This window comes from Smaragdicoccus niigatensis DSM 44881 = NBRC 103563 (assembly GCF_000380645.1).
Lineage (GTDB): Bacteria > Actinomycetota > Actinomycetes > Mycobacteriales > Mycobacteriaceae > Smaragdicoccus > Smaragdicoccus niigatensis.
Map to the genome: position 1 here is coordinate 1 of NZ_AQXZ01000019.1, position 24,905 is coordinate 24,905.

Below are 24,905 nucleotides of genomic sequence, written 5' to 3' on the forward strand. Positions count from 1 at the left end.
AGAGATGGCCTTGCACGCCAAAATCACCGCCACGATCGGCATGCCGATCTACTTCTGCGACCCGCACTCACCGTGGCAGCGCGGCAGCAACGAGAACACGAACGGGCTTCTGCGCCAATACTTCCCGAAAGGAACGGACCTCTCGTTCCACGGCCCGGGAATCCTCGACAACGTCGCATCCGAGCTCAACGGCCGACCGCGAAAGACCCTCAGCTGGAAAACCCCAGCCGAGGCCCTCGAACAACTACTGTCCAATCCAACCGAACCAGTTGCAGCGACCGCTTGAAACCGCCTGGGTTTCCTCGGCTGTCAGACGTCTTTTCAGCCGTAGAACGGCACGATGACCGTCGATGCGTTCGAGCCACCCTCGGTGACGGTGTTCGTCGCCGGCAAGGTGAGCGCCACCGTTCCTGCGGTGAGATCAACCGACCCGGGCGCGTGGGTCGGCACGTCGTAGCTGGTCAGGCGCAACTGCAGCTTGTGCCCCTTCGCCAGCTGGTACACCGTCGGCCAAATCGCGATGTCGAAGTTGTAGAACGTGCCCGGCACCAGCGCCTTGGGCGCGGTGTGGGTATGTACCGGAGCGCCTTCTTGGCTGCGCGTTGTGTCAAGTTCACGGTGTGCGGCACGAAGGTAGCCCTCCGTGATGATCGACTGCGTTCCGTCCGGTCCTACATCGGACACCTTCACGATCCAGTCGGTGTCGGTCGCCGTTGACGCTGCGTTGAGTTTCATCTGGATCGGTCCAGCGATGATCTTGTCTGCAGTCAGCGCGGGACTCTGCCAGGTGACACCGTCGAGCGCGGCCAACTGCTGATCTGTCGGAAAGTACGGCGATGCGGCCACGGTGCCGTAGTCGTCGAGCGGCATGGTCAGGCCGGCCGCCGGATTCGTCAGGTAGGTCTTGAGCCCCGGCAGCAACGGTGGCGTCGTGGTGAGCTGGCCGCTCTTGAGGTAGTACTTCGTGAACTTGCTGGCCGCCGGCGGCCACTGCTGCGCCTGGACGTACTGGCCGGTCGCCGGCTGGATGTAGGCACGGACCTTGGCCCGCTCACCCACCGTCGCATCCGCGAGGTACTTGCTCATGAACTCGAACTGCATCGCGAAGTTGTCGTCGAGTCCGGGCGCACTGAGCGTGGGCGCGAACGGCGCACCACACCCCTTGTGCGTGCACGGATCGACGTACAGACGCGTCTCCACCCCCGGACGCTTCGCCAGCTTTTGATACATCTCGAGCGCGCTGCGGACGAATCCGTCCCGCCAGCCTTCGAGGACGAGAACAGGAACCTTGATATTCGCCGCGTTGTAGATCGGCGAGCGGTCCTTGTAGAACGAGTCGTCGTTGGGGTGCTGCAGGTAGGCCACCGCCACGGGTGTGCCGAGGAGCTGAGACGTCTTCGCGGCCAGCGTCTGGTTCACGTTCGGCAGGTCGGTCCCGATGTAGCCGGGTCCGCCCTGAACACCGAGGTACTGGACGTCGAAGAACAGGTTCGGAATGCCGTCATGCGTGAACGCGTCGCGGTACATGTCTCCGAACGCAACCGCGGGAGCAATCGCGGCCAGGTACTTGGGTTGCTGCTCGGCGGTCAGGTACTGCGTGATCCCGACGTACGAGCCACCGATCATTCCGACCTTGCCATTCGAATAGCTCTCACCACCGAAGTGCTCGACCAGAGCCTTGCCGTCCCGCGCCTCGCGCGGCGAGAAGTAGTTCTCGTTGAGGTTGCCGCCGCTGCCGCCGGTTCCGCGCGTATCGATGACGACGTGCACGAAACCGCGGGTGGCCCAGGACGGGCCGTCACCGCAGAAGCAGAGTCCTTTGCGCCCGTACGGGGTGATCGACATGACGATCGGGAACTTGCCGGGAGCTCGCGCACTGCCGTCCGGGGACGGATAGGTCACCGTCGCCGCCAATGCGACGCCGTCGTCCATCGTCACGGTGACGTCCTCGGCGACGGACTGGAACGTCGCCGCCGGCACCGGCGTGTATTCCGCGGTGCCGGTGATGCCGGGCGCAGTGGTGGCCGGATCCGACCCCGCAGAACCCGGTGCCGCAAAGAGAAGGGAAACTACCGCGACACCAGCTGCCAGCTGTCGAAAACGCACCGGCGGATCGTACGGCCGTGCGAAAATCTGCCACTTTCAACGCGCGGCGTTCAACTTTCAATTACTCCGTCTGAACGACACGCCCCGTGCGGTTGGCGACGAGAACTTCGCGACGTCAGAGATCAGAGTGCCGTCCGCCGAGTGCCGTAAGCCGCGGCTCCGCGCAGGTAATCTGCCCGCATGGACGTTCTCGAAATCGGCGACGCGCCCATTCCCAACCGATTCGACTCGGCGAGTCACGAGATTCTTGCGTTCCTCCGGACCACCGCCCCCATGGGTGTGTGGACAGTCACGCGGTTGGTCGACGGCTCTCAGGTCTACCTCTCAGTCGAGGACGTGAGCCTGGGGGTGTCTGCCGGGGACTCAGTGCCATGGACAGAGACGATGTGTCGCCAGATGGTCGCCGGCCAACCGCATATCGCCATCGATGTTCAGAATGTGCCGGCCTACCGCGCGATCGCCGAAGCCGAAAGCAGACCAATCGCCGCGTACGTCGGGTATCCCCTCGTTACGGCCTCGGGCCAACTGTTTGGAACGATGTGCGGTTTTGGACCGGCGACACTGCCCGCGGACTTCGAACGGCACGGGCCGCTCATCGAGCTGTTATCCCGCTTGCTCGCGACGATTCTCGACTCGGACCTCGAACGCACGCGTTTGGAGCGGGACATCGAGCACGCGAATCTTCGCGCGCAAAAGGACAGTTTGACTGGCCTGCTCAACCGCAACGCCTGGGACCAGATGCTCGCACAGGAGCAACCGCGCGCTCGCCGATTCGGTGAGGCCCACACCGTCATCTGTATCGACCTCGACGGCCTCAAACACATCAACGACACTCTCGGACACCCCGCCGGCGACGACTTCATCCGTCGGGCCGGGCAGGTTCTGCACGCCAATGCCAGGGAGTGCGACTTGGTCGCGCGGGTGGGTGGCGACGAATTCGGCGTGATCGCGTTCGACTCAGATTCGGCCAGCGGGGCCGCGCTGGCCGAGCGGCTCGCGAACGCGCTCGAACAGGCCGGGATTCCCGCCTCGGTCGGGCACGCGCAGTGCACGCTGATGGCCGGACTGGAGCACGCCTGGTCGACGGCCGACACCGCGATGTACGAGCGCAAGCGAAATCGTCGAGGCGCGTCGCCCGCGCGCTAGTTGCGCCGCATCACGACCGTGGCCACGACCTCGTCACCCGGCACTTCGGTGCTTTCGCCGGTGAATCGGTCGCGGATCTCGGCCTTGCCCTCAGCCCAACCGCGGCCGACCACGACGATGAGCGGAACACCCAGGAGTTCGGCGTCCTTGAACTTCACGCCCGGCGACGACTTGCGGTCGTCGAGGAGAACGTCGAACCCGGCGGAGTTCAACTCGGCAGCCAGGCGCTCGCCACCCTCGCGGGCCGCCTCGTCCTTGTTCGCGATGACGACGTGCACGTCGTACGGCGAGACTTCCGACGGCCAGCGGAGCCCGATCGCGTCGTGCATCTGCTCGGCGATGACGGCGACGAGCCGCGAGACGCCGACACCGTAGGAACCCATCGTCACGCGGATCGGCTTGCCGTTCTCGCCGAGAACGTCGACGCTGAAGGCATCGGTGTACTTGCGGCCGAGCTGGAAGATGTGCCCGATCTCGATGCCGCGCGCGGAGACCAGCGGACCGGCACCGTCCGGAGACATGTCACCGTCGCGCACTTCCGCGGCCTCGATCGTGCCGTCCGGCGTGAAGTCGCGACCCGCAACGAGGCCGACGTAGTGCTTGCCGGCTTCGTCCGCGCCCGTGATCCAGGCGGTACCGGTGACCACGCGCGGGTCGACGAGGTAGCGGATCTCGTTGGACTGCAGCGCCTTCGGACCGATGTACCCCTTGACGAGGAACGGGTTGGCGGCGAAGTCGGCGTCGGTCAGCATCTCGATTCCGGCCGGCGCCAACGAGGCTTCGAGGCGCTTCATGTCGACCTCGCGGTCGCCCGGGACGCCGACGCCGAGGATCTCGGTCTTGCCGTTTGGCTGGACGACCTTGACCATGACGTTCTTCAACGTGTCGGCAGCCGTCACCTCACGGTCGAGGTTGGCATTCGCCCAGTCGACCAGCGTCGCGATCGTCTCAGTGCCCGGGGTGTCGTAGATCTTGGCGTCCGCAAGTCCGTCGATCGGCTTCTCGTCCGGGGCTGCGGTGACGACCGCTTCGACGTTGGCCGCGTAGCCGGACTCGACGCACCGGACGAACGTGTCTTCGCCGACGGGACTCTCCGCGAGGAACTCCTCCGAGGCGCTCCCACCCATGGCGCCCGATGTCGCGGCGACGATGACGTACTTGAGGCCGAGACGGTCGAAGATTCGCTGGTAGGCGGCACGGTGTGCGTCGTAGGACGTCTGCAGGCCCTCGTCCGAGACATCGAACGAGTACGAGTCCTTCATGACGAACTCACGACCGCGCAGGATGCCCGCACGCGGCCGCTCTTCGTCGCGGTACTTGGTCTGGATCTGGTACAGCACAACCGGCAGGTCCTTGTACGAGCTGTACTCGCCCTTCACCGTCAGCGCGAAGAGTTCTTCATGCGTCGGACCGAGCAGCATGTCGACGCCCTTGCGGTCCTTGAGGCGGAACAACCCCGGGCCGTACTCGGTCCAGCGGTTTGTCGCTTCGTAGGGCTCGCGCGGAAGCAGGGCCGGCAGCGAGATCTCCTGGGCACCGATCGCGTCCATTTCCTCGCGCACGACGTTCTCGATCTTGCGGAGAACGCGCAAGCCCAGCGGCAGCCAGGAGTAGACGCCCGGCGCGATGCGACGGACATAACCGGCCCGGACCAGCAGCTTATGGCTCGGAACTTCGGCGTCCGCCGGGTCGTCACGAAGGGTGCGAAGAAACAGCTGGGACAGTCGGGTGATCACGACGTGCCAGCATACTTTGGCGGGGTACGTTCGGACCATGCCGACCATCAGCTATCGAACCGGTGACTTCGACCTTCCTGCCTATCTTGCAGTTCCGGACGGGCCCGGCCCGTTCCCCGGTGTGGTCGTCATTCACGACGCCACCGGCTTCCAAGGTGACGTCGAGGCACAGGCCGAGCGCATGGCAGCGCACGGCTATATCGCCATCGCGCCGTCGCTCTATTCGCGCGGTGTGAAGCCACTGTGCGTGGTGAAAACCTTCGCGGCGTCCCAAGCCGGTCGCGGTCAGGCGTTCGACGACATCGACAATGCGCGCAAGCTTCTCCTGGCCCGGCCCGACTGCACCGGCAAGGTCGGCATCATCGGGTTCTGCATGGGTGGAAACTTCGCCATGCAATCCGCGCACAAACTCGACTTCGACGCAGCGTCAGTCAACTACGGCGAGGTGCCGTTCAACGCCGAGAAACTTGAAGGCAGTTGTCCTGTGGTCGGCAGTTTCGGCGGCAAGGACCGGTACCTGTGGGGTGCGGCAGAGCGCCTTGAGAAGCACCTCACGAAGCTCGGCGTTCCGCACGACGTCAAGGAGTACCCGACGGTCGGGCACAGCTTCCTCAACGACTTGCCCGCCGTGGCCCGGAGCCCGTTCCTTCCGGTCAACGTCGTGATGGGTTTCCACGGCACTGACGACGCGGCGGTCGCGGACGCTTGGCAGCGCATCTTCGGGTTCTTCGGCGAGCACCTGTCCTAGGACATCATCGATTGTGCGACGAAGGTCATAGCTCTGGCCCTTTAGTGAGCCAGCTCAACTGTGACAGTATTACTGGCACAGTTGATCGGGCAACGTCAGAAAGTCATCACTCATGAGCCTCCCCAAGCCGCAAGCAAATACCTTCGTCGTCGTCACCGGCGCATCGTCCGGAATCGGCACCGAGATCGCACGCGGTCTCGCACGCCGTGGACACAACCTCATCCTCGTGGCTCGTCGTGCTGACCGCCTCGAGGAGCTCGCCAACGAGGTCGGGTCGAAGTACAACGTCACGGCGACCGTTCAGCCGGCCGACCTCGGAAACCCGGGACACCGCCAGAAGCTGATCGAAACACTCGTCGGGCAGCCGATCGTCGGCCTTGTCAACAGCGCCGGATTCGGCACCAAGGGCGTGTTCCACGAACTCCCCCTTTCTCGCGAACGCGAAGAGGTCGAGGTCAACGTCGTCGCTCTCATGGAGCTCACGCACGCACTCGTTCCGGGCATGGTCGCCCGCGGCGCCGGAGCCGTGCTCAACATCGCCTCGATCGCCGGTGCGCAGCCGGTGCCGTCAATGGCGGTCTACGGCGCCAGCAAGGCGTTCGTCGACTCGTTCTCGCAGGCCATCAATGCCGAACTTCACGGGACCGGAGTGTCCGTCACCTCGCTGTGTCCCGGACCGGTCCCGACCGAATGGGCCGAGATCGCCGAGGCACAAGCGTTCGTCTTCCGTCCCGCGCAGGTATCGCCCAAGCAGGTCGCTGAAGAGGCCATCGTCGGAATGCTGAAAGGAAAGAGCAGCGTGGTCCCTGGTCTGGTCGTCAAGGCAGCAACCATCGCGGGTCGCATGACCCCGCGTTCGATCTCGATGCCGGTCATCCGCACGCTGGGCGGCCGCAAGTGAGCGGTCAACCCTTGATCAGTCGGGAAGCCCTCACGAACCTGACGGACTTCCTGAGCAAGCGCGGTATCGCGGACATGACGGACACTCCGTCCGAGATCCTGTACGACAAGCCGAATGCGACGCTCAAGCGCTACATCCCTGGCCCGAAGCGCGCCGGCCTTCCGGTCTTGCTGGTGCCGCCATTGGGCTCGCAGGCCAAGTGCTTCGACCTGCGCCGAGGCTGCTCGCTCGCTGAGCATCTGGTCGAAAACGGTGTGCCGACGTATCTCATCGACTACGGCGCACCGACCTGGCAGGACCGCAATCTCGGCGTCGAGCACTACATCAACAAGGTGGTGCCCGAAGCCGTCCGCCGGGTCTCCGAGGACAACAACGGCGCGGCCGTCAACGTCATCGGATGGTGCATGGGTGGCCTCATCTCCATCGGCGTCGTTGCCGTGCACCCGGAGTTGCCGATCAACGCGCTGGCGATGGTGGCGAGCCCATTCGACTTCAGCAAGAACCCACTGATGCGGCCGCTCCAGGCGATCGGCAAGTACACCGGCGGAGCGATCGTCGGAAGCGCGATCAAGGTGATGGGTGGCTCGTCCGCCAAAGTCACCGAACTGGCGTTCAAGGCGACGGCACTGCCGACGTACCTCAAGAAGCCAGTGACGCTGTGGCGCAAGCGCGACGACCGTGAGTTCCTCGCGCAGATCGGTGCCGTCGATGAACTGATGAACAACATGCTGGCCTACCCGGGCCGTGCGACCCTGCAGGCCTACCAGCGTCTGGCGATGCGCAACGAACTCGCGTCCGGCAAGATCCAGGGTCCGAACAAGGTGGTCGATCTGTCGGAGATCACGATTCCGGTCATGAATGTGGCGGGCAGTTCCGACGTCATCGCACCGCCGGCAGCCGTCCACCACGTGGGTGAACTGCTTCCGAACAGCCCGGACGTTCGCCTTCCGCTGGCACCCGGCGGCCACCTCGGTGTGCTGACCGGCGGGAAGGCTGCGACGACTACGTGGCGGTACATCGACGAGTTCTTCGCCGATCACCGTCCTTAGTGAGTGACTACTTCGTCCTGCACGGCCTGCGCCTGCGCGACCTGGCTCGGCGTGAAGCGGATGAAGTACGCGACGATCGCCGCAATGCCAGCACACGCAGCGCAGCCGACCAGGGCGAAGGCATAACCGGCGCCCAGCGCCGCAACCTGTGAATCGGTCATCTCCCGCGCCGGTCCGATGGAACCGCCGAGTGACAGCGTGCGCGAGGACGCCATGACGCTGATGAACGCCAGCGCGAGCGGACCGCCGAGCGTCTGCGCGACCTGGGTGATCGCCGTCAGCGGACCGATCTCCTGCGGTCCGACGCCCGCGATCGCACACAGCGGCAGTGGTACGACCGCGAGGCCGACACCGAAGCCGATCGCGAGAACCGGGACGAACAAGTTCCCGAAGTAAGTGGCGGAGCCGTCGAGCGTCGAGCCGTACATCAGGCCGATGACCATGATGACGCCACCGACGATGACCAGCCATCGAGCTTCGACGCGCATCGCGAGCTTGGACGCGATGAACGCTGCGGACCCGAGTCCGAACGCGAACGGCATGAACGCGATACCCGCGTGCAGCGGGCTGAACTGCAGCACATCCTGCACGAACAACGCGACGTAGACCGCCATGCAGAACATGACCGCGCTGGCGAAGAAGATCGCCACGAATGTCGCGACGCGGTCCTTGTCGTGGAACAGCTTGAACGGAAGCAGCGGGTTCTCGGCCTCGGCTTCGACCACGAGGAAGATCAACATCATCGCGACACCGGCCAGCAGTGCGCCGATGACGACGAGGTTGTCCCAGCCCTTCTCCGGCCCCGCACTGAGTCCGTAGACGATCGCCGTACAGCCCGCCGTCGCGAGGACAGCGCCGGGGAGATCGAGCGCCAGGCGCCGGTGCGCAGTCTCCTGCAAGGCCACGCGGGCACCGAGGAGCACAACCACCCCGATCGGGACGTTGATGAGGAAGATCCAGCGCCACGAGACCTCGGTCAAGGCACCACCGATGACAAGACCGGCGATCGAGCCGACGCCCGTCATCGCGGCGAAGATCGCAATCGCCTGATTTCGTGCAGGTCCCGCTGCGAATGTTGTTGCGACCAGCGCAAACGCGGTCGGCGACGCGATCGCGGCACCGGTCCCCTGCAACGCCCGCGCGGCCACCAACATGACGTCGTTGATCGCGAGACCGCACATCAGCGAAGCGCCGGTGAACATGCCGACGCCGAGCAGGAACATCTTCTTGCGACCGAACGAGTCACCGAGGCGACCGCCCAGGAGCATCAGACCACCGAACGCCAACGCGTACGACGTGACGACCGCATTGCGGCTCGCGTCCGAAAGGTGAAGTTCGGTCTGCAGACGGGCAAGCGCCAGGTTCGCGACCGTACCGTCGAGAACAACCATGAGTTGTAGACCGGATAGCACCGCAATCGCCAGACCAAAGGCGGAAGCGGAGACCGGAGTTCTCACGGCAACCTTGCTCGACACCCCAGGGAACTTACCTGTCACGACGTGACTCAGCGAGCCTTCTTCAGGCAAAACCCGCAACCGATCCGATTACGATTATCGCAGGTGGGGAAATGTTTTCGGCCCGTGTCCGAGCTGCAATCGTTCCGAGATCAGCACGCACCACACGCTGTCCACGCATGGTCCCCTCCTGGATGATGGCGGCCGGTGTGTCGGCCGAACGCCCGCCCGCAAGCAGTGCGTCGGCGAACTGCTCGATGCGCTCGACGCCCATGAGGATCACGATCGTTCCGCGCAGACGCGCCAGTGCGTCCCAATCGGTCAGCGAGTCCGGGTGCCCCGGTGCGACGTGACCACTCACGACGACGAACTCGTGCGTGACGCCCCGGTGCGTGACCGGGATGCCAGCCGCAGCAGGGACCGAAATCGAACTAGAGATGCCCGGAACGACGGTGACTGAAACCCCGGCTTCGACGCAGGCTTCGACTTCCTCGTAGCCGCGCCCGAAAACGAACGGGTCGCCGCCCTTCAGGCGTACGACGAACTTGCCGGCCTTCGCCCGGTCGACGATCGCTGCGTTGATCGCTTCCTGCGCCATGTAGCGGCCATACGGGAGCTTCGTCGCGTCGATGACTTCGACGGACGGCGCGAGCTCGCCGAGCAGCTCGGTGGGCGCCAAGCGGTCGACAACCACGACATCAGCGCGGGACAGCAATCGGCGCCCGCGGACGGTGATGAGATCCGGGTCGCCTGGGCCGCCGCCGACGAGGGCCACTGTGCCGGCGAGGATTGCGGGATCGCGCTCGTCGGACACGACACCGGACTGCAGTGCTTCGAGCAGTGCATTGCGCACACTTGCCGACCGGCGGTGTTCACCGCTCGCGAGCACGCCGAGCGTCAGGCCTTCGTACTCGGCCGTCGCCGGGGTGACCGCGGTACCGAGCTTGGCCACGTCCGCGCGAACACAGAACACCTGACGGCGTTCCGCTTCGGCGACGACCGCTGCATTGGTATCCGGCTCATCGGTGCACGCCATCGCGTACCAGGCACCGTCGAGGTCGCCGTCACGGTACTCACGAAGATCGGCGGTGATCTGGCCGAGCTTGACCATGCCCTCGACCGCAGGAGTGACGTCGCGGCTGATCACGTGCACTTTCGCGCCGGTCGAGACCAGCAGTCCCAGACGTCGCTGCGCGACGGATCCGCCACCCACCACTACGACTCGGCGACCAGCCAGATCCAGACCCACCAGGTACGAAGACACGCGATGACTTTACCGGTTGGGATACCGACTAGCCGATTCGGCGAATCTGCGCACTCCCTCCGGGTTACCCATCGGGTGTGTGTGAAGGAATGACGCGTGCACGTTTCCGTGCACAAAGCCTTCGACCGCTGAGCCATTGTCGGTGCGCCAACCCCATGCCGCGGTCGCGCCCGCGACGGGCGTCACGGTGCTGCGGTGGAACTCATGGCCAGCAACCCGAGACCCCGCCGGCCACAGCGGCGAATCGCTCACTGCGACCGCATCGCGGTATCCGAGGGTCAATCGCGGGCTGAACGTGGCGTCGGCTTCCAGAACGCCTGCCATCGGTACGCCGTCGAGCGTTTGGCACAGGTAGAGCAGTCCCGCGCATTCCGCATGGACCGGCATACCGCTCGCGGCTGCGTCCCGAATCTGGGTCAGGAGCGGCGTGTTCTGTGCAAGGTCGGCCGCATGCTGCTCGGGGAATCCACCGGGCAGGACGATCCCCTGTGTCCCTTCGGGCAGACTGTCGGCGAGCGGGTCGAAAGTGACAACCTCGGCGCCGTTCGCCTCGAGGATCTCGCGGTGTTCGGCATATCCGAACGTGAAAGCACGGCCACCGGCAACGGCGATTCGCGATCGGGCAGGATTCTCCGCGGTCAGCGCGGGAATTCCTGTCGAATCGTCAGGGACCTCCTGGGCGATGCGGACGATTGCCGCGAGATCGAGGTGCTTCCGTGCGATCGCGACCATGGCGTGAACCGCCGCCATCGCTTCTGCACCATGCTCGGCTGCGGGAATCAAGCCCAGGTGACGCGACGGAACATGCAGTTCGGAGATCCGGGGCAGCGCGCCGAGCACCGGCAACCCAATCCGCGAGCACGCCTGCCGGAGCACCTGTTCATGCCGCGGGCTGCCCACCTGGTTGAGGATGACTCCCGCGATTCGAATTCGAGAATCGAAGCTGACGAACCCGTGCAGGACGGCGGCGAGGCTTTGGCTGTGGCCTCGTGCGTCGATGACCATGACGACCGGAGCGCCGAGCAGCCTGGCCACATGGGCGGCCGAACCGAACGCCGCTGGCTCGGAGTCGGACGAGTCGATGCGCCCGTCGAACAAGCCCATGACGCCTTCGACGATCGCGATGTCGGTACCGCGCGCGCCATGTGCAAAAAGCGGGAGGATGCGGTCCTCGCCGATGAGGACAGGGTCGAGATTTCGACCGGGGCGTCCGGCTGCGAGGGTGTGATAGCCCGGGTCGATGTAGTCGGGTCCGACCTTGAAGGGCGCGACCCGGTGCCCGGCTTCGCGGAGCGCTCCCATGAGGCCGGTGGCGATCGTCGTCTTGCCACTCCCCGACGCGGGGGCAGCGAGCACGATCGCACGGGTTACCACTCGATGCCTCGTTGGCCCTTGCGGCCGGCGTCCATCGGATGCTTGACCTTGGTCATCTCCGTCACGAGGTCGGCGGCATCCAGGAGTTTCTGCGGCGCATCGCGGCCGGTGATCACGACGTGCTGATTGCCGGGCCGATGCACGAGCGTCTCGACGACCTCGTCGACATCGACCCAGCCCCACTTGAGCGGGTAGGTGAATTCATCGAGCACGTAGAACCGGTGAGTTTCGGACTGAAGTCGCCGGGCGATCTCGCGCCAGCCGTCGAGCGCGGCGGCCGCATGGTCTTCCGTCGACCCCTTGTGCCGAGTCCACGACCAGCCCTCGCCCATCTTGTGCCATTCGACGGCGCCGCCGGAGCCTGTCTGCTCGTGCAGCTGCCCGAGTGTGCGAAACGCGGCTTCCTCGCCGACCTTCCATTTCGCACTCTTGACGAACTGGAAGACACCGACGTCGAAGCCCTGATTCCACGCGCGCAACGCCATCCCGAACGCCGCCGTGGACTTGCCCTTCCCCGGACCCGTGTGGACGGCGAGGATCGGCAGGTTGCGTCGTTGGCGGGTCGTCAGGCCGTCGTCGGGCGTGACTTCGACTTGTCCCTGGGGCATCAGGCAACAGTACGTGCTGCCGCGGCCACCGCAGAAGCCGAGAGTTCCCCAAGCTGGAGGTATTGCGCCCCACACGATTTCGCGAGTTCGGCAGCGAGTCCGAGCCGCACGATTCCGGACTCGCAGTCGATGACGACGACCGCCGCATCTTCGGCCGCGAGGAGCTGAGCTGCGATGCGAGCACGCGTTGTGGCGTCAGTACCGCCGGTCGCGCGACCGTCCGTGAGAACGACGACCAGCGAGCGACGATGCGGATCGCGAGCGCGTTCCCGCAGCACGACTTCCCGTGCCCGAAGCAAGCCTTGCGCGAGCGGAGTTCGACCACCGGTGCGCAGTCCCGACAATCGACGAACGGCGATGTCGACCGACGACGTCGGCGGCAGGACGATCTGGGCGTCGTCGGCGCGGAAACTCACCACCGCGACCTTGTCGCGGCGCTGGTAGGCGTCGCGCAGCAGCGACACCACTGCGCCAGTGACCGCCGCAAGCCGGTCCTTAGCGGCCATCGAGCCGGAGGCATCGACGGCGAAGATCACGAGGTTGCCTTCCCGACCTTCGCGGTGGGCTCCGCGAAGGTCATCCCCCGCGAGCCGGAGTCCGCCCGTGATTCGACCACGTTCGCGCTGCTTGGGGGCGGCCGCGAACACGGTTCCGACCAGGTGAAGGCCGCGACCGAGGTCGTCGGCGACGCGGACTGCGCGGCCCGATGCGGTACGGGCGCGCGATCGACGACCGGCCGCACCCTCCCCGACACCCGGAACTTGAAGCAGTTTCGTGCGGAACGACTTGCCCGGCTGACCAGCCTGGGAGGTGGGTCCGTCACCGGACGGGTTCGGTGTGCCACCGCCACCGGACGGATCCGGCGATGGATCGGGATCTGGTTCCGGCTCTCCGATGGCTTCTTCGGCGTCGCGCATCGCCTGGTCCAACTGCTCGGGCTCGATGCCCGGCTCGTCGAACGGGTCACGCCGACGGCGGTGCGGCAGGGCGAGCTCCGCGGCGACGCGCACGTCGTCTGCCGTGACCTCGTCCGCACCGCGCCAGGCGGCGTGGGCCATCGCGGTGCGCGCGACCACCAGATCGGCGCGCATACCGTCGACGTCGAAAGCTGCGCACACCGAAGCGATCCGACGCAGTTCGTTATCGGGGAGATCGACGTCCTGCAGCTTCCCGCGCGCCGAAATGATGTGCTCGGCGAGTTCGGCGTCAGAATCGGCGTACGCCTCGGCGAACGCCGCCGGGTTCTTCTCGTAGGCAAGACGCCGACGGACGACTTCCGTGCGGATCGTGACGTCCCGGGACGCCGCGACATCGACAGTCAGTCCGAACCGGTCGAGCAGCTGAGGTCGAAGTTCGCCCTCTTCCGGGTTCATGGTTCCTACCAGCACGAATTCCGCCGCGTGCGAGTGCGAGACACCGTCGCGCTCGATGTGAACCCGACCCATGGCCGCAGCGTCGAGGAGGACATCCACGAGGTGGTCGTGCAGCAGGTTCACTTCGTCGACGTAGAGGACACCGAGGTGTGCGGCTGCCAGAAGTCCCGGCTGGAATGCGGTTTCGCCATCCCGCAGGACCTTCTGCAGGTCCAGCGAACCGACGATCCGGTCCTCGGTCGCGCCGACCGGCAGCTCGACCAAGCGGCCTGCGGGAAGGAGAGCCGCCAAGGCACGTACGGCCGTCGATTTCGCGGTTCCCTTTTCGCCGCGCACGAGCACCCCACCGATGCCGGGGTGCACCGCACACAGAACCAGCGCGAGCATGAGTTGCTCATGGCCGACTATCGCACTGAACGGATAGCCGGCCGTGCGGCGAGCACCGTCACGATCAGAATGCTCGCGCGAAGAGGTCATGCCGTGGTGGTGGGCTCGGCTTCCGAAGACTCGTCCGCGGGCGCCTCCGGGTCCGGCGAGATCGGCTGCGCACCATCAGTTTCGGCGGGTGCCGAAACGGCAACGGTCTCCGGCTCGGGAGCAACCGGCGCGGCCTGCTGCTCGACGAGCTGCAGCGCGTTGTTGGTCCAGTCCCAGACCTCGCTGAAGAGCTTCGGGTCCTCGGCCAGGTTCGTGCCCAGCGACGGGATCATCTGCTTGAGCTTGGGCTCCCACGAGTTGTAGCGCGAACCGAAGCAGCGCTTCATGACGTCGAGCATCGCGGTGACCGCGGTCGACGCACCCGGCGAGGCGCCGAGCAGACCGGCGATCGTGCCGTCTTCCGCAGCGATGACCGCGGTACCGAACTCGAGCACACCGCCGATGCCGTTGCGACGGATCACCTGAACGCGCTGACCAGCGTTGATGAGCTCCCAGTCGGCAGCCTTGGCCAGCGGCAGGAACTCGCTCAGCGTGTTGACGCGGCCGTTCGTGGTCTGCAGGAGCTCACCGATGAGGTACTTCGTCAGACCCATCTCGGTCAGACCGACGCCGAGCATCGAGCCGATGTTGTTCGGCTTGATCGACTTGAAGAGGTCGGTGTAGCTGCCTTCCTTGAGGAACTTCGGCGTCCAACCTGCGTAGGGGCCGAACAGCAGGCCAGGCTGGCCATCGATGACGCGAGTGTCGAGGTGCGGGACCGACATCGGCGGTGCGCCGACGGCAGCCTTGCCGTACACCTTGGCCCCGTGGTCGTTGATGAGCTCCGGGTTGGTGCAGCGGAAGAACTGACCGCTCACCGGGAAGCCGGCGAAGCCCTTGGCTTCCTTGATGCCCGACTTCTGGAGCAGCGGAAGTGCGCCACCACCAGCACCGACGAAGACGAACTTGGCGTTGACCTTGCGACGCTCACCGGTACGCGTGTTGCGGACCTTGAGGCTCCAGGTGCCATCCGACTGCTTCGACACGTTGCGCACCTCGTGACCGAAGTACACGTCGCCGCCGGACGCCGAAAGGTAGTTGAGGAGGTTCTTGGTCAGCGAACCGAAGTCGACGTCGGTTCCGCCGTCGGACCAGTTCAGCGCGATCGGGTCGGAGAAGTCGCGACCCTTCCCCATCAGCGGCAGGCGGCGGGAGAACTCGTCCGGCGAGTCGATGTACTCCATGCCGGCGAACAGCGGGTTGCCGACCAGCGCTTCGTAGCGGCGCTTCAGGTAGACCTGGTTCTCGGCACCGTGCACGAACGACACGTGCGGAATCGGGTTGATGAAGTCCTTCGGGTTGTTCAGCACACCCTCGGAGACGGCGTACGCCCAGAACTGACGAGACACCTGGAACTGCTCGTTGACGGTGATCGCCTTGGAGACTTCCACCGAACCATCGGCGTTCTGCGGGGTGTAGTTCAGCTCGCACAGAGCAGAGTGACCCGTTCCAGCGTTGTTCCAGGGGTCGCTGCTCTCGGCCGCCGCGGCATCGAGGCGCTCGAACAACACGATCGACCAGTCCGGCTGCACCTGGCGCAGCAAGGCGGCGAGCGTGGCACTCATGATGCCGGCGCCGACGAGGACGATGTCTGCCTGGAGGTCGCGGTTATCCGACCCATTCACTTTCGACACGGGAGTATTCGACACTGAATTGTCTTCCTTTGTCCATTCACTCACGATCATGTTTTCGACCGTTTGCGGTTAAGCGCCACGTTACTAGGCAGTAAGCACCTGCTTAACCCAACCGTCAGGAACGTCACTACATTAAAGATGTGACCGATAGCGCAACCGGCCTCGAGGCGAGCTGGCAGCCTGATGTGCTCGGCGCCGACTACGACCAGATGGTCATACCCCTCGGCGAAGACCCCGATGGCGAGGGCGAGGTCGTCGCGACGCTCGTTCGCCACACCGCGGGACTGCCGAGTGCACCCACGGGAATCGTCCTCTACGTCCACGGGATGTCGGACTACTTCTTCCACCGTCACGTGGCCGAGCATTTCAGCGCGCAAGGCTATGCGTTCTACGCATTGGACCTGCGCAAATGCGGCCGATCGCGGCTCGAGGGGCACACCCCTCACTATGTCAGTTCCCTGTCGCTTTACGACGCGGATCTGGACTCTGCGATGCGTGTCATCCGCGCGGCGCACGGCCCGCTTCCGGTCGTCATCGTGGCGCACTCGACCGGCGGTCTGGTGATCCCGCTGTGGCTCAACCGTCGGCGCAAGCGGCTGGGCGCCGCGGGCACCGAGGGATTCCGCGGAATGGTCCTCAACAGCCCGTTCTTCGACCTTCCGGCGCCCGCCGCCGTCCGCGCCGCCGGAACAGCCATGGCCGAGGCGATCGGCAGCTTCTGGGGCAAGCAGCCGATGCGCCGCGAAGTCGTCGATGACTACGGCGCGAGCCTCCACGTCAGCCGCGAGGGCGACTGGGACTACAACCTCGACTGGAAGCCGCTGACCGGATTCCCGGTGCGGTTCGGCTGGTTGCGCGCGATTCGGCGAGGCCACTTGGCGCTGCACCGCGGTCTCGACCTTGATGTCCCGGCGCTGATCCTGCGGTCGAAGCTGTCGAACTTGACCGCCGATCAGATCGGACACCCGCTCGAAGTTGCCGACCTCGTGCTCGACGTTCGCCAGATCCAGCGGTGGTCCGGGTCGATCGGCGACCACACGACGATCGTGCCGATTCTCAACGCTCGCCACGATGTGTTCTTGTCGGCTCAGGAGCCGCGCGAGAAGGCGTTCCGGGCGATCGATCGCTGGCTGGCGAACCTCGACGACTAGCCGCCGGCGCTCACCAGGTGCTGGTGCGCAGTACCGCTTCGCTCGCGAATTCGGCGGGTGCCTTCAGGACCGACGGCGTCCCGACGGTCACGTAGCGGTAGTCGGCCCACACCTTGCGACCGGTCTGTTGCGCGACGTCCGCCGACTGGTTCTTGTTGATGAGGAAGGTCGTCGGGATCTGCACCGCCGCGCACGCCGGATCGGATCCGCTCGCCGCGGGATGCGGTACTTCGGCGATCACCAGAGCGGAGAATCGGTAGCCCTGCTCGGCGGCCGCGTGCCACGCGAGGTCGGCTCCCCCGCCGATGCCGACGAGCGTCAGCCACCGGAGTTGGAGCTGCTCGGTCAGCGAGACGATGCCCGCCACCGTCAGTGCCGAAACGTCCTCCGGGACAACAGTTTGCAGCCCAGACTCATTGAGTCGAGCGACAACGGCCGAGACCTCTGGGCCGGTCGCGTTGTCTGCAAGTACGAGAATTGAGTAACCGCCCGAAGGGCCGTGAACTCGGATGCCTTCCACTCGCCCGACAGTACCTGCGCTAGGTCTCCAGCGAGTGACGCACGATGGGATCTGCGCGGTACGAAGCGGTTTGCGCGAGCGCCAGCAACTCGCCTACCTGCACGTTCTCTTCGAGGAGGTCGGCGATCGCGTCGAGGGCGGTTTCCCTCACACTTTCCACGGATGTGTCGGGGGCCACCTGAAATCCCCGTCGACCAGCGGAAATCGCTACTTCCGTCACATACGCGCGCCGGAAGTCGTCATTGGCGAGCAGGCCATGCCAGTGCGTGCCGCGGATGTTGCCGCGCGCGCTTCCCTCATTCCCGAACCACGTGGGGTCGCCGCTGCGAACGACCCGGCCGTGGTGGATCTCGTAGCCCTGGACCGGCAGTCCGTGGGCCGTCCCTTCGGTCTGCCGCAGAACCTTGTCCGGCGCGAACTCGATGTCGAGATCGAGAAGACCGAGTCCATCGACCACTCCTTGACCCGATTCGACGTCGTCGATGATCTGCTTGCCGAGCATCTGGTAGCCACCGCAGATGGCCAATACCGGTCCGGTCCGCGCGGTCAGCGCGTCCGCCAGCCCACGTTCCCGAAGCCAGGCCAGATCCGAGACGGTGGACTTCGAACCGGGCACGACGACGAGATCAGCGGCGGCAACCTGCGCCGGATCGGTCACCCACGAGACCGCGACGCCGGGTTCGCATGCGAGGGCTTCAACGTCGGTCGAGTTCGAAATTCGCGGCAGCCGGATCGCGGCAACGCGCAACCACTCGTCGCCGATCGGGGGCTGGGGAACGCCGACCGGACGATCCGTGACCGTCCCCAGGGAATCCTCGGCGTCGAGCCACAGCCTGTCGGCAAACGGCACGACGCCGAACACCCGACGACCGGTCAGCTGCTCGAGTTGGTCCAGGCCAGGCTGCAGCAGTGAAACGTCGCCGCGGAACTTGTTGACGATGAACCCGGCGATCAGCGCTTGATCGGCCGGATCGAGGACCGCGAGTGTGCCGAACATGTGGGCCAGCACCCCGCCCCGGTCGATGTCGCCCACCACCACGACCGGTATGTCCGCTGCTCTCGCGAGACCCATGTTCGCGATGTCGGTGGCCCGCAAGTTGATTTCCGCCGGCGAACCCGCGCCTTCGCATATGACGACATCGAATTCTTCGCGCAAGCTCGCGAGTTCGGCCGCGGTGAGTTCGCGCAGCCACGCGCGATGCTCGGCGTAGTTTCGGGCGCTGACCTGACCGACCGCCTTACCCCGCACGACAAGCTGGGACGTCCGGTCGGATCCGGGCTTCAGCAGAACGGGATTGAACCGAACGCTCGGCTCCAGCCCGCACGCGCGGGCCTGCATCGCCTGCGCGCGGCCGATCTCGCCGCCATCGAGCGTGACGACGGAGTTGTTCGACATGTTCTGCGCCTTGAACGGCGCGACCTTCAGACCTCGACGGAGGAACGCCCGGCATAACCCTGCGGTGATGAGGCTCTTGCCAGCGTCGGAGGTCGTCCCCGCGACGAGGATCGCGCCACCCATCTCGCTAGCCTCCCGTCGACCCGATGGATTGCCGCCTTGCGCATCTGATCAGGTGCGTAATACGGCAATCCATCGGAACTTGAACGGCCACGCCGCTCACGGCAGCGTGAGGATCTCGGCGCCGGTTTCGGTGACCACGAGCGTGTGCTCGAACTGCGCTGTCCACTTGCGGTCCTTGGTGACCACGGTCCAGCCGTCGTCCCACATGTCGTAGTCGGCGGTGCCGAGGTTGATCATCGGCTCGATCGTGAACGTCATGCCGGGTTCGATCAGGTCGGTGACGTGCGGCGCGTCGTAGTGCAGGATCACCAGACCGCTGTGGAACGTCGGACCGACGCCGTGGCCGGTGAAGTCGCGAACGACGCCGTAGCCGAAGCGATTGGCGTACGCCTCGATGACCCGGCCGATGACATTGAGCTCGCGTCCCGGCTTCACGGCCTTGATGGCGCGCATCGTGGCTTCGCGGGTGCGCTCGACGAGCAGTCGGGCTTCCTCCCGCACGTCGCCTGCGAGGAACGTGGCGTTGGTGTCGCCGTGCACGCCGTGGATGTACGCCGTGACGTCGATGTTGACGATGTCGCCATCCTGGATGACGGTCGAATCGGGGATGCCGTGGCAGATCACTTCATTCAGGGACGTGCAGCACGACTTCGGAAAGCCCTTGTAACCCAACGTCGACGGGTAGGCGCCATGGTCGAGCATGTACTCGTGCGCGATCGCATCGAGCTGATCGGTGGTCACCCCCGGTGCGACAGCCTTGCCGGCCTCCTGCAGCGCCTGAGCTGCGATCTTGCCGGCGATCCGCATCGCCTCGATCGTCTCCGGGGTCTGAACCCACGGCTCCGAGCCTTCTTTGACCTTTGGCTTCCAGACGTACTCCGGGCGCTCGATCGACTTCGGGACATCCCGGATGTCGGAAAGCGTTCCAGGGACCAGTGGCGGACGGACGGCAAGCATGCTGTCCAGATTACCTACCCGCGCGGCTCGCTCGTCCGTAGCCATAGCCTGCGGGGATCGCGAAGATCGAGGTGACGAGCGCGCACCAGCCGATCGTCATCAACAACGGCTCGGCGACGGGTCCCCCGAACGCCAGTCCACGCATCGCGTCGGTCGCGGTCGTGAGCGGCTGATAGGCAACGAATCCGCGCGCGAACTCGGGGAATCCCTCGAGCGGTACGAACCCCGTCGAGAAGAACATCAGCAACGAACTCACGAGCGACAGCGTCTCGACCATCGTGGCTTTCGCCGAGAAGACTGCCATCGCAGTCACCATCGTCGCGAACGCCAAGCCGAACATCAGCGGCACGGCCATGAAGACGAGCGCCGCGAAGGGGCCTTGCTGGAACCGGAAGCCGATGAGGTGCGCGACGATCACGATCAAGACCGTGCCCAGCACGATTCGCACGCCCTCCGCGAGGACCCGAGCCAGCAGACCCGATGCTCGATGGATCGGCAGCACCCACATTCGCGACAACAGGCCGTCTTCGCGTTCACGGCCCATCGCGACCGCCCCGGCCGCCGAACCGGCCATGACGCCGACGATCGCCGCCATCGGCACGGTGCTGTAGAGCGAATCATAACCCGGGCCGTACAGCTTCATGCCGAGCGCGTATTCGGTGACCTGCTTGCCCAGCGCGAGATTGAGCAGCACGAGCAGCCCGGTCGGGAAGACCAGGCTCTGGACCAGGGTCAATGGATCGCGACCCCAACGGCGGATGAGTCGCTGGGTCAGGATCAGCGTGTGCGACGCGAGCGCGCCGGGCGCCGACTCCGCAGTCGTCGTAAGGATCATGGTCGCCTCGCACTCAGCTTGATCGCGAGCGGCGCGAAGATCAGCGTGCCACTGACGAGCCACAGCACAGCCGGGAACGCGATACCCCAGGTCGGACCGGTTTCGAACGTCGGGTCACCGGCCAGCGCACGAAGGAGATAAGCCCACTGCGACACCGGCTGATTGCGCACGAAGGGCTCGATCCACGCCGGGAACTGGTCGGACGGGGCGAACCCGGCGGACAACATTCCGAAGAGCATCTGGGGCAGGATCAGCGCCTGCGAGGTCGCTTCCGGGCTGCGGGTCAGCGAGCCGATGACGTCCGCTCCGAGGGACAACACGAAACCGATCGCCATCGCGAGCAGCAGAAATCCAAACGTGTGCGCAATGCCTAGGTGGAAGCGGAAGCCGATGAGGTAACCGCACACGACCGACGACACGACCGTCAGGGCGCAACGGAACATGTTCGCGCCCATGCGCGCTGCCACCGGCACCCAGTGCGCGATCGGCATCGCGGCGAAGCGCCGGTTGATGCCTTCGACCGCGTCGGTCGCCGACCGGAACGACGCCGCGATCGCCGAGAAGGCCACACCCTGCAGCACGATCATCGGCATGAGGAACTGCGAATAGGTTCCGCTTCCCGACCCGAGAAATGTCATGACTCCGACGAGTGGGATGTAGAACCCGACGGTGAACACAACCGGCGACGCGACCGCAGTCCAGATCTCGCCGTTGCGAAGCGAGGGGGTGATCAGGCGCCGGGTCAGTACCCAGACCTGATTCGTTGCCTTGGGCGGCAGGAATTGCCGCTCGAGGAGGACCGAACTCACGGTGCACTCCGTTCGCTCCGTCGCGCGGTCCGCTCCTCGCTCCGTTCCTCGCTCCTTCGTCGCTGCGGTACTCGCTGCGATGCTCCCGCACTCCTCACGCTCACGACGGAACCGCCGCAACGGCCCCGCGCCCGGTGAGCGACAGGAATACGTCATCGAGAGACGGGCGGCGCAGGGCGATGTCGACGAGTTCGATGCGAGTGGCATCGAGGCGGCGCAAGGCCTCGGCCAGGCTGCGGGCCCCGTCCGGTGCCGGGATCGTGATGTGGTCACTTTCGGCGGTCAGGGTCGCGCGGTACTCCGCCGGAACCATCGGGCCGAGGGCCTTCAGGATCTTCGGGATGTCGCGGAGGTGGAGCGGCACGATCTCGCAGTAGCTACCGCCGGTCCGGGCCTTCAACTCGTCCGCAGTGCCCTCGGCGATGACGGTGCCGTGGTCGATGACGATGATGCGGTCGCTCAACACGTCGGCTTCTTCGAGGTACTGCGTCGTGAGAATCGTCGTGATGCCGTGCCGGCGAAAGTCCTTGACCAGGTCCCAGATTCCCTGCCGGCTGCGCGGGTCGAGTCCCGTCGTCGGTTCGTCGAGGAACACGACCTCCGGCGGCACCACGAGTCCGCACGCGATGTCGACCCGGCGGCGCATACCGCCGGAAAACGTACCGACGCGACGATCCGCGGCATAGGCGAGGCTGAACTCTTCGAGCAGTTCCTCCGCGCGCGCCTTCGCAGCGCGTTTGGTGAGCCCCATGAGACGGCCGAACATCACCAGGTTCTCGCGCGCGGTGAGCAACTCGTCGAGCGCGGCGTACTGGCCGGTGAGCATGATCTTCGAACGCACACCCGCGGGATCGGTCACGACGTCATGGCCGGCAATCACCGCACGACCCGAATCGGGCTCCAGCAGGGTCGACATGATGTTGACGGTCGTGGTCTTGCCGGCGCCGTTGGGTCCCAGGACACCGAGCACTTCCCCACGCTCGGCAGCAAAGCTGATGCCGCGTAGGGCTTGGGTGCGGCCGAATGACTTGGTGATGCCCTCGACCTCGACGGCAAAACTCGTCAAGGGGGTGCTCCGTTCCGTTCGTGCAGGTCTAGCGGATTCAACGTAAGTCGTCGCACGGAGCCCTGGGGCCGTCGGCACAGCGTTGTTATGGTCCTGCGTCCGGAGCGGTATCAAGAGAACGCTCTAACGCGTACTGTCACCGCCATGCCGGAACTGCACCCCGATATCGCACCCTTGGCAGGCTTGCTCGGAACGTGGAAAGGACAGGGCGCGGGCGAGTACCCGACGATCGCGTCGTTCGCCTATCTGGAGGAAGTGACGTTCGGTCACGTCGGCAAGCCGTTCCTGGCATATTCGCAGCGCACGCGGGCCGCCGATGACGGTCGGCCGCTGCACGCCGAGACCGGATATCTGCGCCGCACCGGGGCCGGCTCGATCGAGTTCGTGATCTCGCACCCGTTCGGGGCAGCCGAGATCGAAGAAGGCACGGCTGAGTTCTCCGAAGGCGGCGTCGAACTCGAACTCGCCGCCAAGACCATCGGGCTGACCAGCACCGCGAAGAACATCACCGCGATCGAGCGCACGTTCCGTCTGTCCGGTGACGAACTCACGTACGAAGTGCGCATGGGCGCGGTAGGCCAACCGCTGCAACACCATCTCGCGGCGACGCTGCACCGTCAGACCACGTAGCGGTCAGACCTCCTCGGCGTCTTCGGCGAGGTGATCGATGTCGGTGAACGTCGTCGACGTGCCAGACGCCTTGTTCACGAAGTACGTGACGACCCACAGGACGAGTCCCAGCCCGATCATCCCCAACGCGATCTTGTACTGGATCATCTGCGCCTCGGTGCGCGCCCAGGGGCCCGCCAGGAACAGGCACAGCACCGCTCCCGCCACCGGGACCCAGACCGGCGCCCGGAAGTGCGTCGTCGCGTCATGGCGCTTGAGGATCAAGCACGCGACGTTGACGACTGAGAAGACGCACAGCAGCAGCAGTCCGGTCGTTCCGGACAGCGCGCCGACGACGTTGTTCTTCGACATCTGATTGACGACGACGATCAGTCCGAGGGCCAACGAGGTCGAGAAGATGATCGCAATCCACGGGGATCGGCGCCCGGGGAGCACCGCGCCGAGCGCCTTCGGCAGAACGTGCTGTCGGGCCAGTCCATAGAGCAGTCGGCTCGCCATCAGCATGTTGATGAGCGCGGTATTGGCGACCGCGAACACCGTCATGTACGGAAAGACCTCGTCGATCGGGAAACCAGGGGCGCCGATCCGCACCACATGGAGAAGAATTCCTTCGCTTCCGGCGTCGTAGTCGAGTGGCAGAACGGTGATCACCGCGACGACAACCAGAACGTAGAGAAGGCACGCGATACCGAGGCCCGTGAACATCGTGCGCGGGAAGATCTTCCGCGGATTCTTCGTCTCCTCGACCATGTTGACCGAATCCTCGAAGCCGACCATCGCGAAGAAGGCGATCGTCGTGGCCACGGTGACCGCGAGGAACCAGCCCTTGTCCTGCGGATCGCTGAACACGACGAGGTTCGAGATGTCGCCCTGCCCCGTCCCCCGACCAGCCGCGATGAAGCCGATCGCGATGACGATGAGGAGCGCGGCCATCTCGATGAGAGTCAGAACGACGTTGAATTTCACCGATTCGCCGACACCCCGAAGGTTGATCAAGGCGAGCACCACCATGAACGACATCGCAACGACCAACTGAGCCGTGGTTCCGGTCGGAACGTCGAACCAGCCCAGTCCGTCGGCATTGCTGAACGTCTCATGGAGCCCGGCGAGGAGGTTGCCGGCCACGACGTTCGACGACGTCGACGCGCTGGTGATGCCGGAACAGATGACCGTGAAGGCCACCAGGAACGTGACGAAGTGGATTCCGAAGGCTTTATGGGTATACAGCGCAGCACCTGCGGCCTGCGGAAACTTGCACACGAGCTCGAGGTAGCTGTAGGCGGTGAGCGTCGCGACGACGAACGCCAGGATGAACGGCAACCACGCCATTCCACCGACGTTGGAGATCATCTGCCCGGTCACGGCGTAAACGCCGGCCCCGAGAATGTCGCCGACGATGAACAACAGCAACAACCCGGGGCCGAGTACGCGTTTCAGCTCAGGATGAGCGGGCGTTTCTTTCGTCGCGACCATGACGCCTCCCCTGGCGAAGTGCTCTTGCACTCCATGGTGTCAGCGTTTTGTCTGGTTCGCCGCATTCGCGCGCGA

22 protein-coding genes are annotated in these 24,905 nt (G+C 65.3%); 7 read left to right on the forward strand and 15 right to left on the reverse strand.

The features are described from left to right. On the forward strand, positions 1–286 hold a 286-nt coding region (locus tag F600_RS29270; RefSeq protein ID WP_018162658.1), incomplete at its 5' end, for an IS30 family transposase. Positions 287–321: 35 nt separating this feature from the next. On the opposite strand, the gene F600_RS0121165 is transcribed toward F600_RS29270, so the two are convergent. Continuing rightward, positions 322–2,106 carry a CocE/NonD family hydrolase gene (locus F600_RS0121165; protein ID WP_018162659.1) on the reverse strand — a complete coding sequence of 595 codons (1,785 nt, stop codon included), beginning with the start codon at positions 2,104–2,106 and terminating at the stop codon, positions 322–324. A gap of 180 nt (positions 2,107–2,286) precedes the next feature. Between F600_RS0121165 and F600_RS0121170 the strand changes: the two genes are divergently transcribed. Then, entirely contained in the window at positions 2,287–3,252 is a 966-nt protein-coding gene (locus F600_RS0121170) for a GGDEF domain-containing protein (protein ID WP_018162660.1), read from the forward strand. Here the strand turns inward: F600_RS0121170 and F600_RS0121175 are convergent. Continuing rightward, complete coding sequence (locus F600_RS0121175) at positions 3,249–4,988, reverse strand: proline--tRNA ligase (protein ID WP_026306799.1); 1,740 nt, start codon at positions 4,986–4,988, stop codon at positions 3,249–3,251. The two genes, F600_RS0121170 and F600_RS0121175, sit on opposite strands and share 4 nt — an antisense overlap. Before the next feature lie 37 nt (positions 4,989–5,025). On the opposite strand from F600_RS0121175, the gene F600_RS0121180 reads away from it, so the two are divergent. From F600_RS0121180 to F600_RS0121190, 3 genes are all read left to right on the forward strand, one after another. Further along, the gene (locus tag F600_RS0121180) at positions 5,026–5,736 is read left to right on the forward strand and encodes a dienelactone hydrolase family protein (RefSeq protein WP_018162662.1); all 711 of its coding nucleotides are present in this window, start codon (positions 5,026–5,028) and stop codon (positions 5,734–5,736) included. Between the two features lie 112 nt (positions 5,737–5,848). Further along, a complete protein-coding gene (locus F600_RS0121185; RefSeq protein WP_018162663.1) occupies positions 5,849–6,637 on the forward strand; it encodes an SDR family NAD(P)-dependent oxidoreductase in 789 nt (262 codons plus the stop codon). Continuing rightward, positions 6,634–7,686 (forward strand): alpha/beta fold hydrolase, encoded by a 1,053-nt coding sequence (locus tag F600_RS0121190; RefSeq protein WP_018162664.1) that lies wholly within the window; start codon positions 6,634–6,636, stop codon positions 7,684–7,686. The genes F600_RS0121185 and F600_RS0121190 overlap by 4 nt, the downstream gene beginning before the upstream one ends. Here the strand turns inward: F600_RS0121190 and F600_RS0121195 are convergent. The 6 genes from F600_RS0121195 to mqo all read right to left on the reverse strand — a co-directional run bounded on the left by F600_RS0121195 (position 7,683) and on the right by mqo (position 15,921). Then, a complete protein-coding gene (locus F600_RS0121195; protein ID WP_018162665.1) occupies positions 7,683–9,077 on the reverse strand; it encodes an MFS transporter in 1,395 nt (464 codons plus the stop codon). The two genes, F600_RS0121190 and F600_RS0121195, sit on opposite strands and share 4 nt — an antisense overlap. A gap of 127 nt (positions 9,078–9,204) precedes the next feature. Further along, on the reverse strand, positions 9,205–10,404 hold the full coding sequence (gene cobA, locus F600_RS0121200; protein ID WP_018162666.1) for a uroporphyrinogen-III C-methyltransferase: 1,200 nt from the start codon (positions 10,402–10,404) through the stop codon (positions 9,205–9,207). A 9-nt stretch (positions 10,405–10,413) separates the two neighbouring features. Beyond that, the gene (locus F600_RS0121205) at positions 10,414–11,778 is read right to left on the reverse strand and encodes a cobyrinic acid a,c-diamide synthase CobB (protein ID WP_018162667.1); all 1,365 of its coding nucleotides are present in this window, start codon (positions 11,776–11,778) and stop codon (positions 10,414–10,416) included. After that, positions 11,772–12,386, reverse strand: a complete 615-nt coding sequence (cobO, locus tag F600_RS0121210) for a cob(I)yrinic acid a,c-diamide adenosyltransferase (protein ID WP_018162668.1) — start codon at positions 12,384–12,386, stop codon at positions 11,772–11,774. The genes F600_RS0121205 and cobO overlap by 7 nt, the downstream gene beginning before the upstream one ends. Further along, the gene (locus tag F600_RS0121215) at positions 12,386–14,236 is read right to left on the reverse strand and encodes a magnesium chelatase subunit D family protein (protein WP_018162669.1); all 1,851 of its coding nucleotides are present in this window, start codon (positions 14,234–14,236) and stop codon (positions 12,386–12,388) included. The genes cobO and F600_RS0121215 overlap by 1 nt, the downstream gene beginning before the upstream one ends. Beyond that, the gene (gene mqo, locus F600_RS0121220; RefSeq protein ID WP_018162670.1) at positions 14,233–15,921 is read right to left on the reverse strand and encodes a malate dehydrogenase (quinone); all 1,689 of its coding nucleotides are present in this window, start codon (positions 15,919–15,921) and stop codon (positions 14,233–14,235) included. The genes F600_RS0121215 and mqo overlap by 4 nt, the downstream gene beginning before the upstream one ends. Positions 15,922–16,010: 89 nt before the next feature. On the opposite strand from mqo, the gene F600_RS0121225 reads away from it, so the two are divergent. Next, on the forward strand, positions 16,011–17,021 hold the full coding sequence (locus F600_RS0121225; RefSeq protein ID WP_018162671.1) for an alpha/beta hydrolase: 1,011 nt from the start codon (positions 16,011–16,013) through the stop codon (positions 17,019–17,021). Between the two features lie 10 nt (positions 17,022–17,031). Here F600_RS0121225 and F600_RS0121230 read toward each other — a convergent pair whose 3' ends face one another. From F600_RS0121230 to F600_RS0121255, 6 genes are all read right to left on the reverse strand, one after another. Then, a complete protein-coding gene (locus F600_RS0121230) occupies positions 17,032–17,541 on the reverse strand; it encodes a hypothetical protein (RefSeq protein ID WP_018162672.1) in 510 nt (169 codons plus the stop codon). 19 nt (positions 17,542–17,560) lie between these two features. Beyond that, entirely contained in the window at positions 17,561–19,060 is a 1,500-nt protein-coding gene (locus F600_RS0121235; protein ID WP_018162673.1) for a cobyric acid synthase, read from the reverse strand. Between the two features lie 96 nt (positions 19,061–19,156). Continuing rightward, entirely contained in the window at positions 19,157–20,017 is an 861-nt protein-coding gene (gene map / locus F600_RS0121240; protein ID WP_040632256.1) for a type I methionyl aminopeptidase, read from the reverse strand. Between the two features lie 10 nt (positions 20,018–20,027). Next, on the reverse strand, positions 20,028–20,852 hold the full coding sequence (locus tag F600_RS0121245; protein WP_018162675.1) for an ABC transporter permease: 825 nt from the start codon (positions 20,850–20,852) through the stop codon (positions 20,028–20,030). Continuing rightward, positions 20,849–21,781, reverse strand: a complete 933-nt coding sequence (locus F600_RS0121250) for an ABC transporter permease (protein WP_018162676.1) — start codon at positions 21,779–21,781, stop codon at positions 20,849–20,851. Before F600_RS0121250 ends, F600_RS0121245 begins: the two co-directional genes overlap by 4 nt. Next, complete coding sequence (locus F600_RS0121255; RefSeq protein WP_018162677.1) at positions 21,762–22,727, reverse strand: ATP-binding cassette domain-containing protein; 966 nt, start codon at positions 22,725–22,727, stop codon at positions 21,762–21,764. The genes F600_RS0121250 and F600_RS0121255 overlap by 20 nt, the downstream gene beginning before the upstream one ends. Before the next feature lie 144 nt (positions 22,728–22,871). Here F600_RS0121255 and F600_RS0121260 point away from each other — a divergent pair, with 144 nt between their 5' ends. Further along, entirely contained in the window at positions 22,872–23,357 is a 486-nt protein-coding gene (locus tag F600_RS0121260) for a peroxynitrite isomerase (RefSeq protein ID WP_018162678.1), read from the forward strand. A 3-nt stretch (positions 23,358–23,360) separates the two neighbouring features. On the opposite strand, the gene F600_RS0121265 is transcribed toward F600_RS0121260, so the two are convergent. Further along, positions 23,361–24,830, reverse strand: a complete 1,470-nt coding sequence (locus F600_RS0121265; RefSeq protein ID WP_018162679.1) for an APC family permease — start codon at positions 24,828–24,830, stop codon at positions 23,361–23,363. Positions 24,831–24,905: the final 75 nt, after the last annotated feature.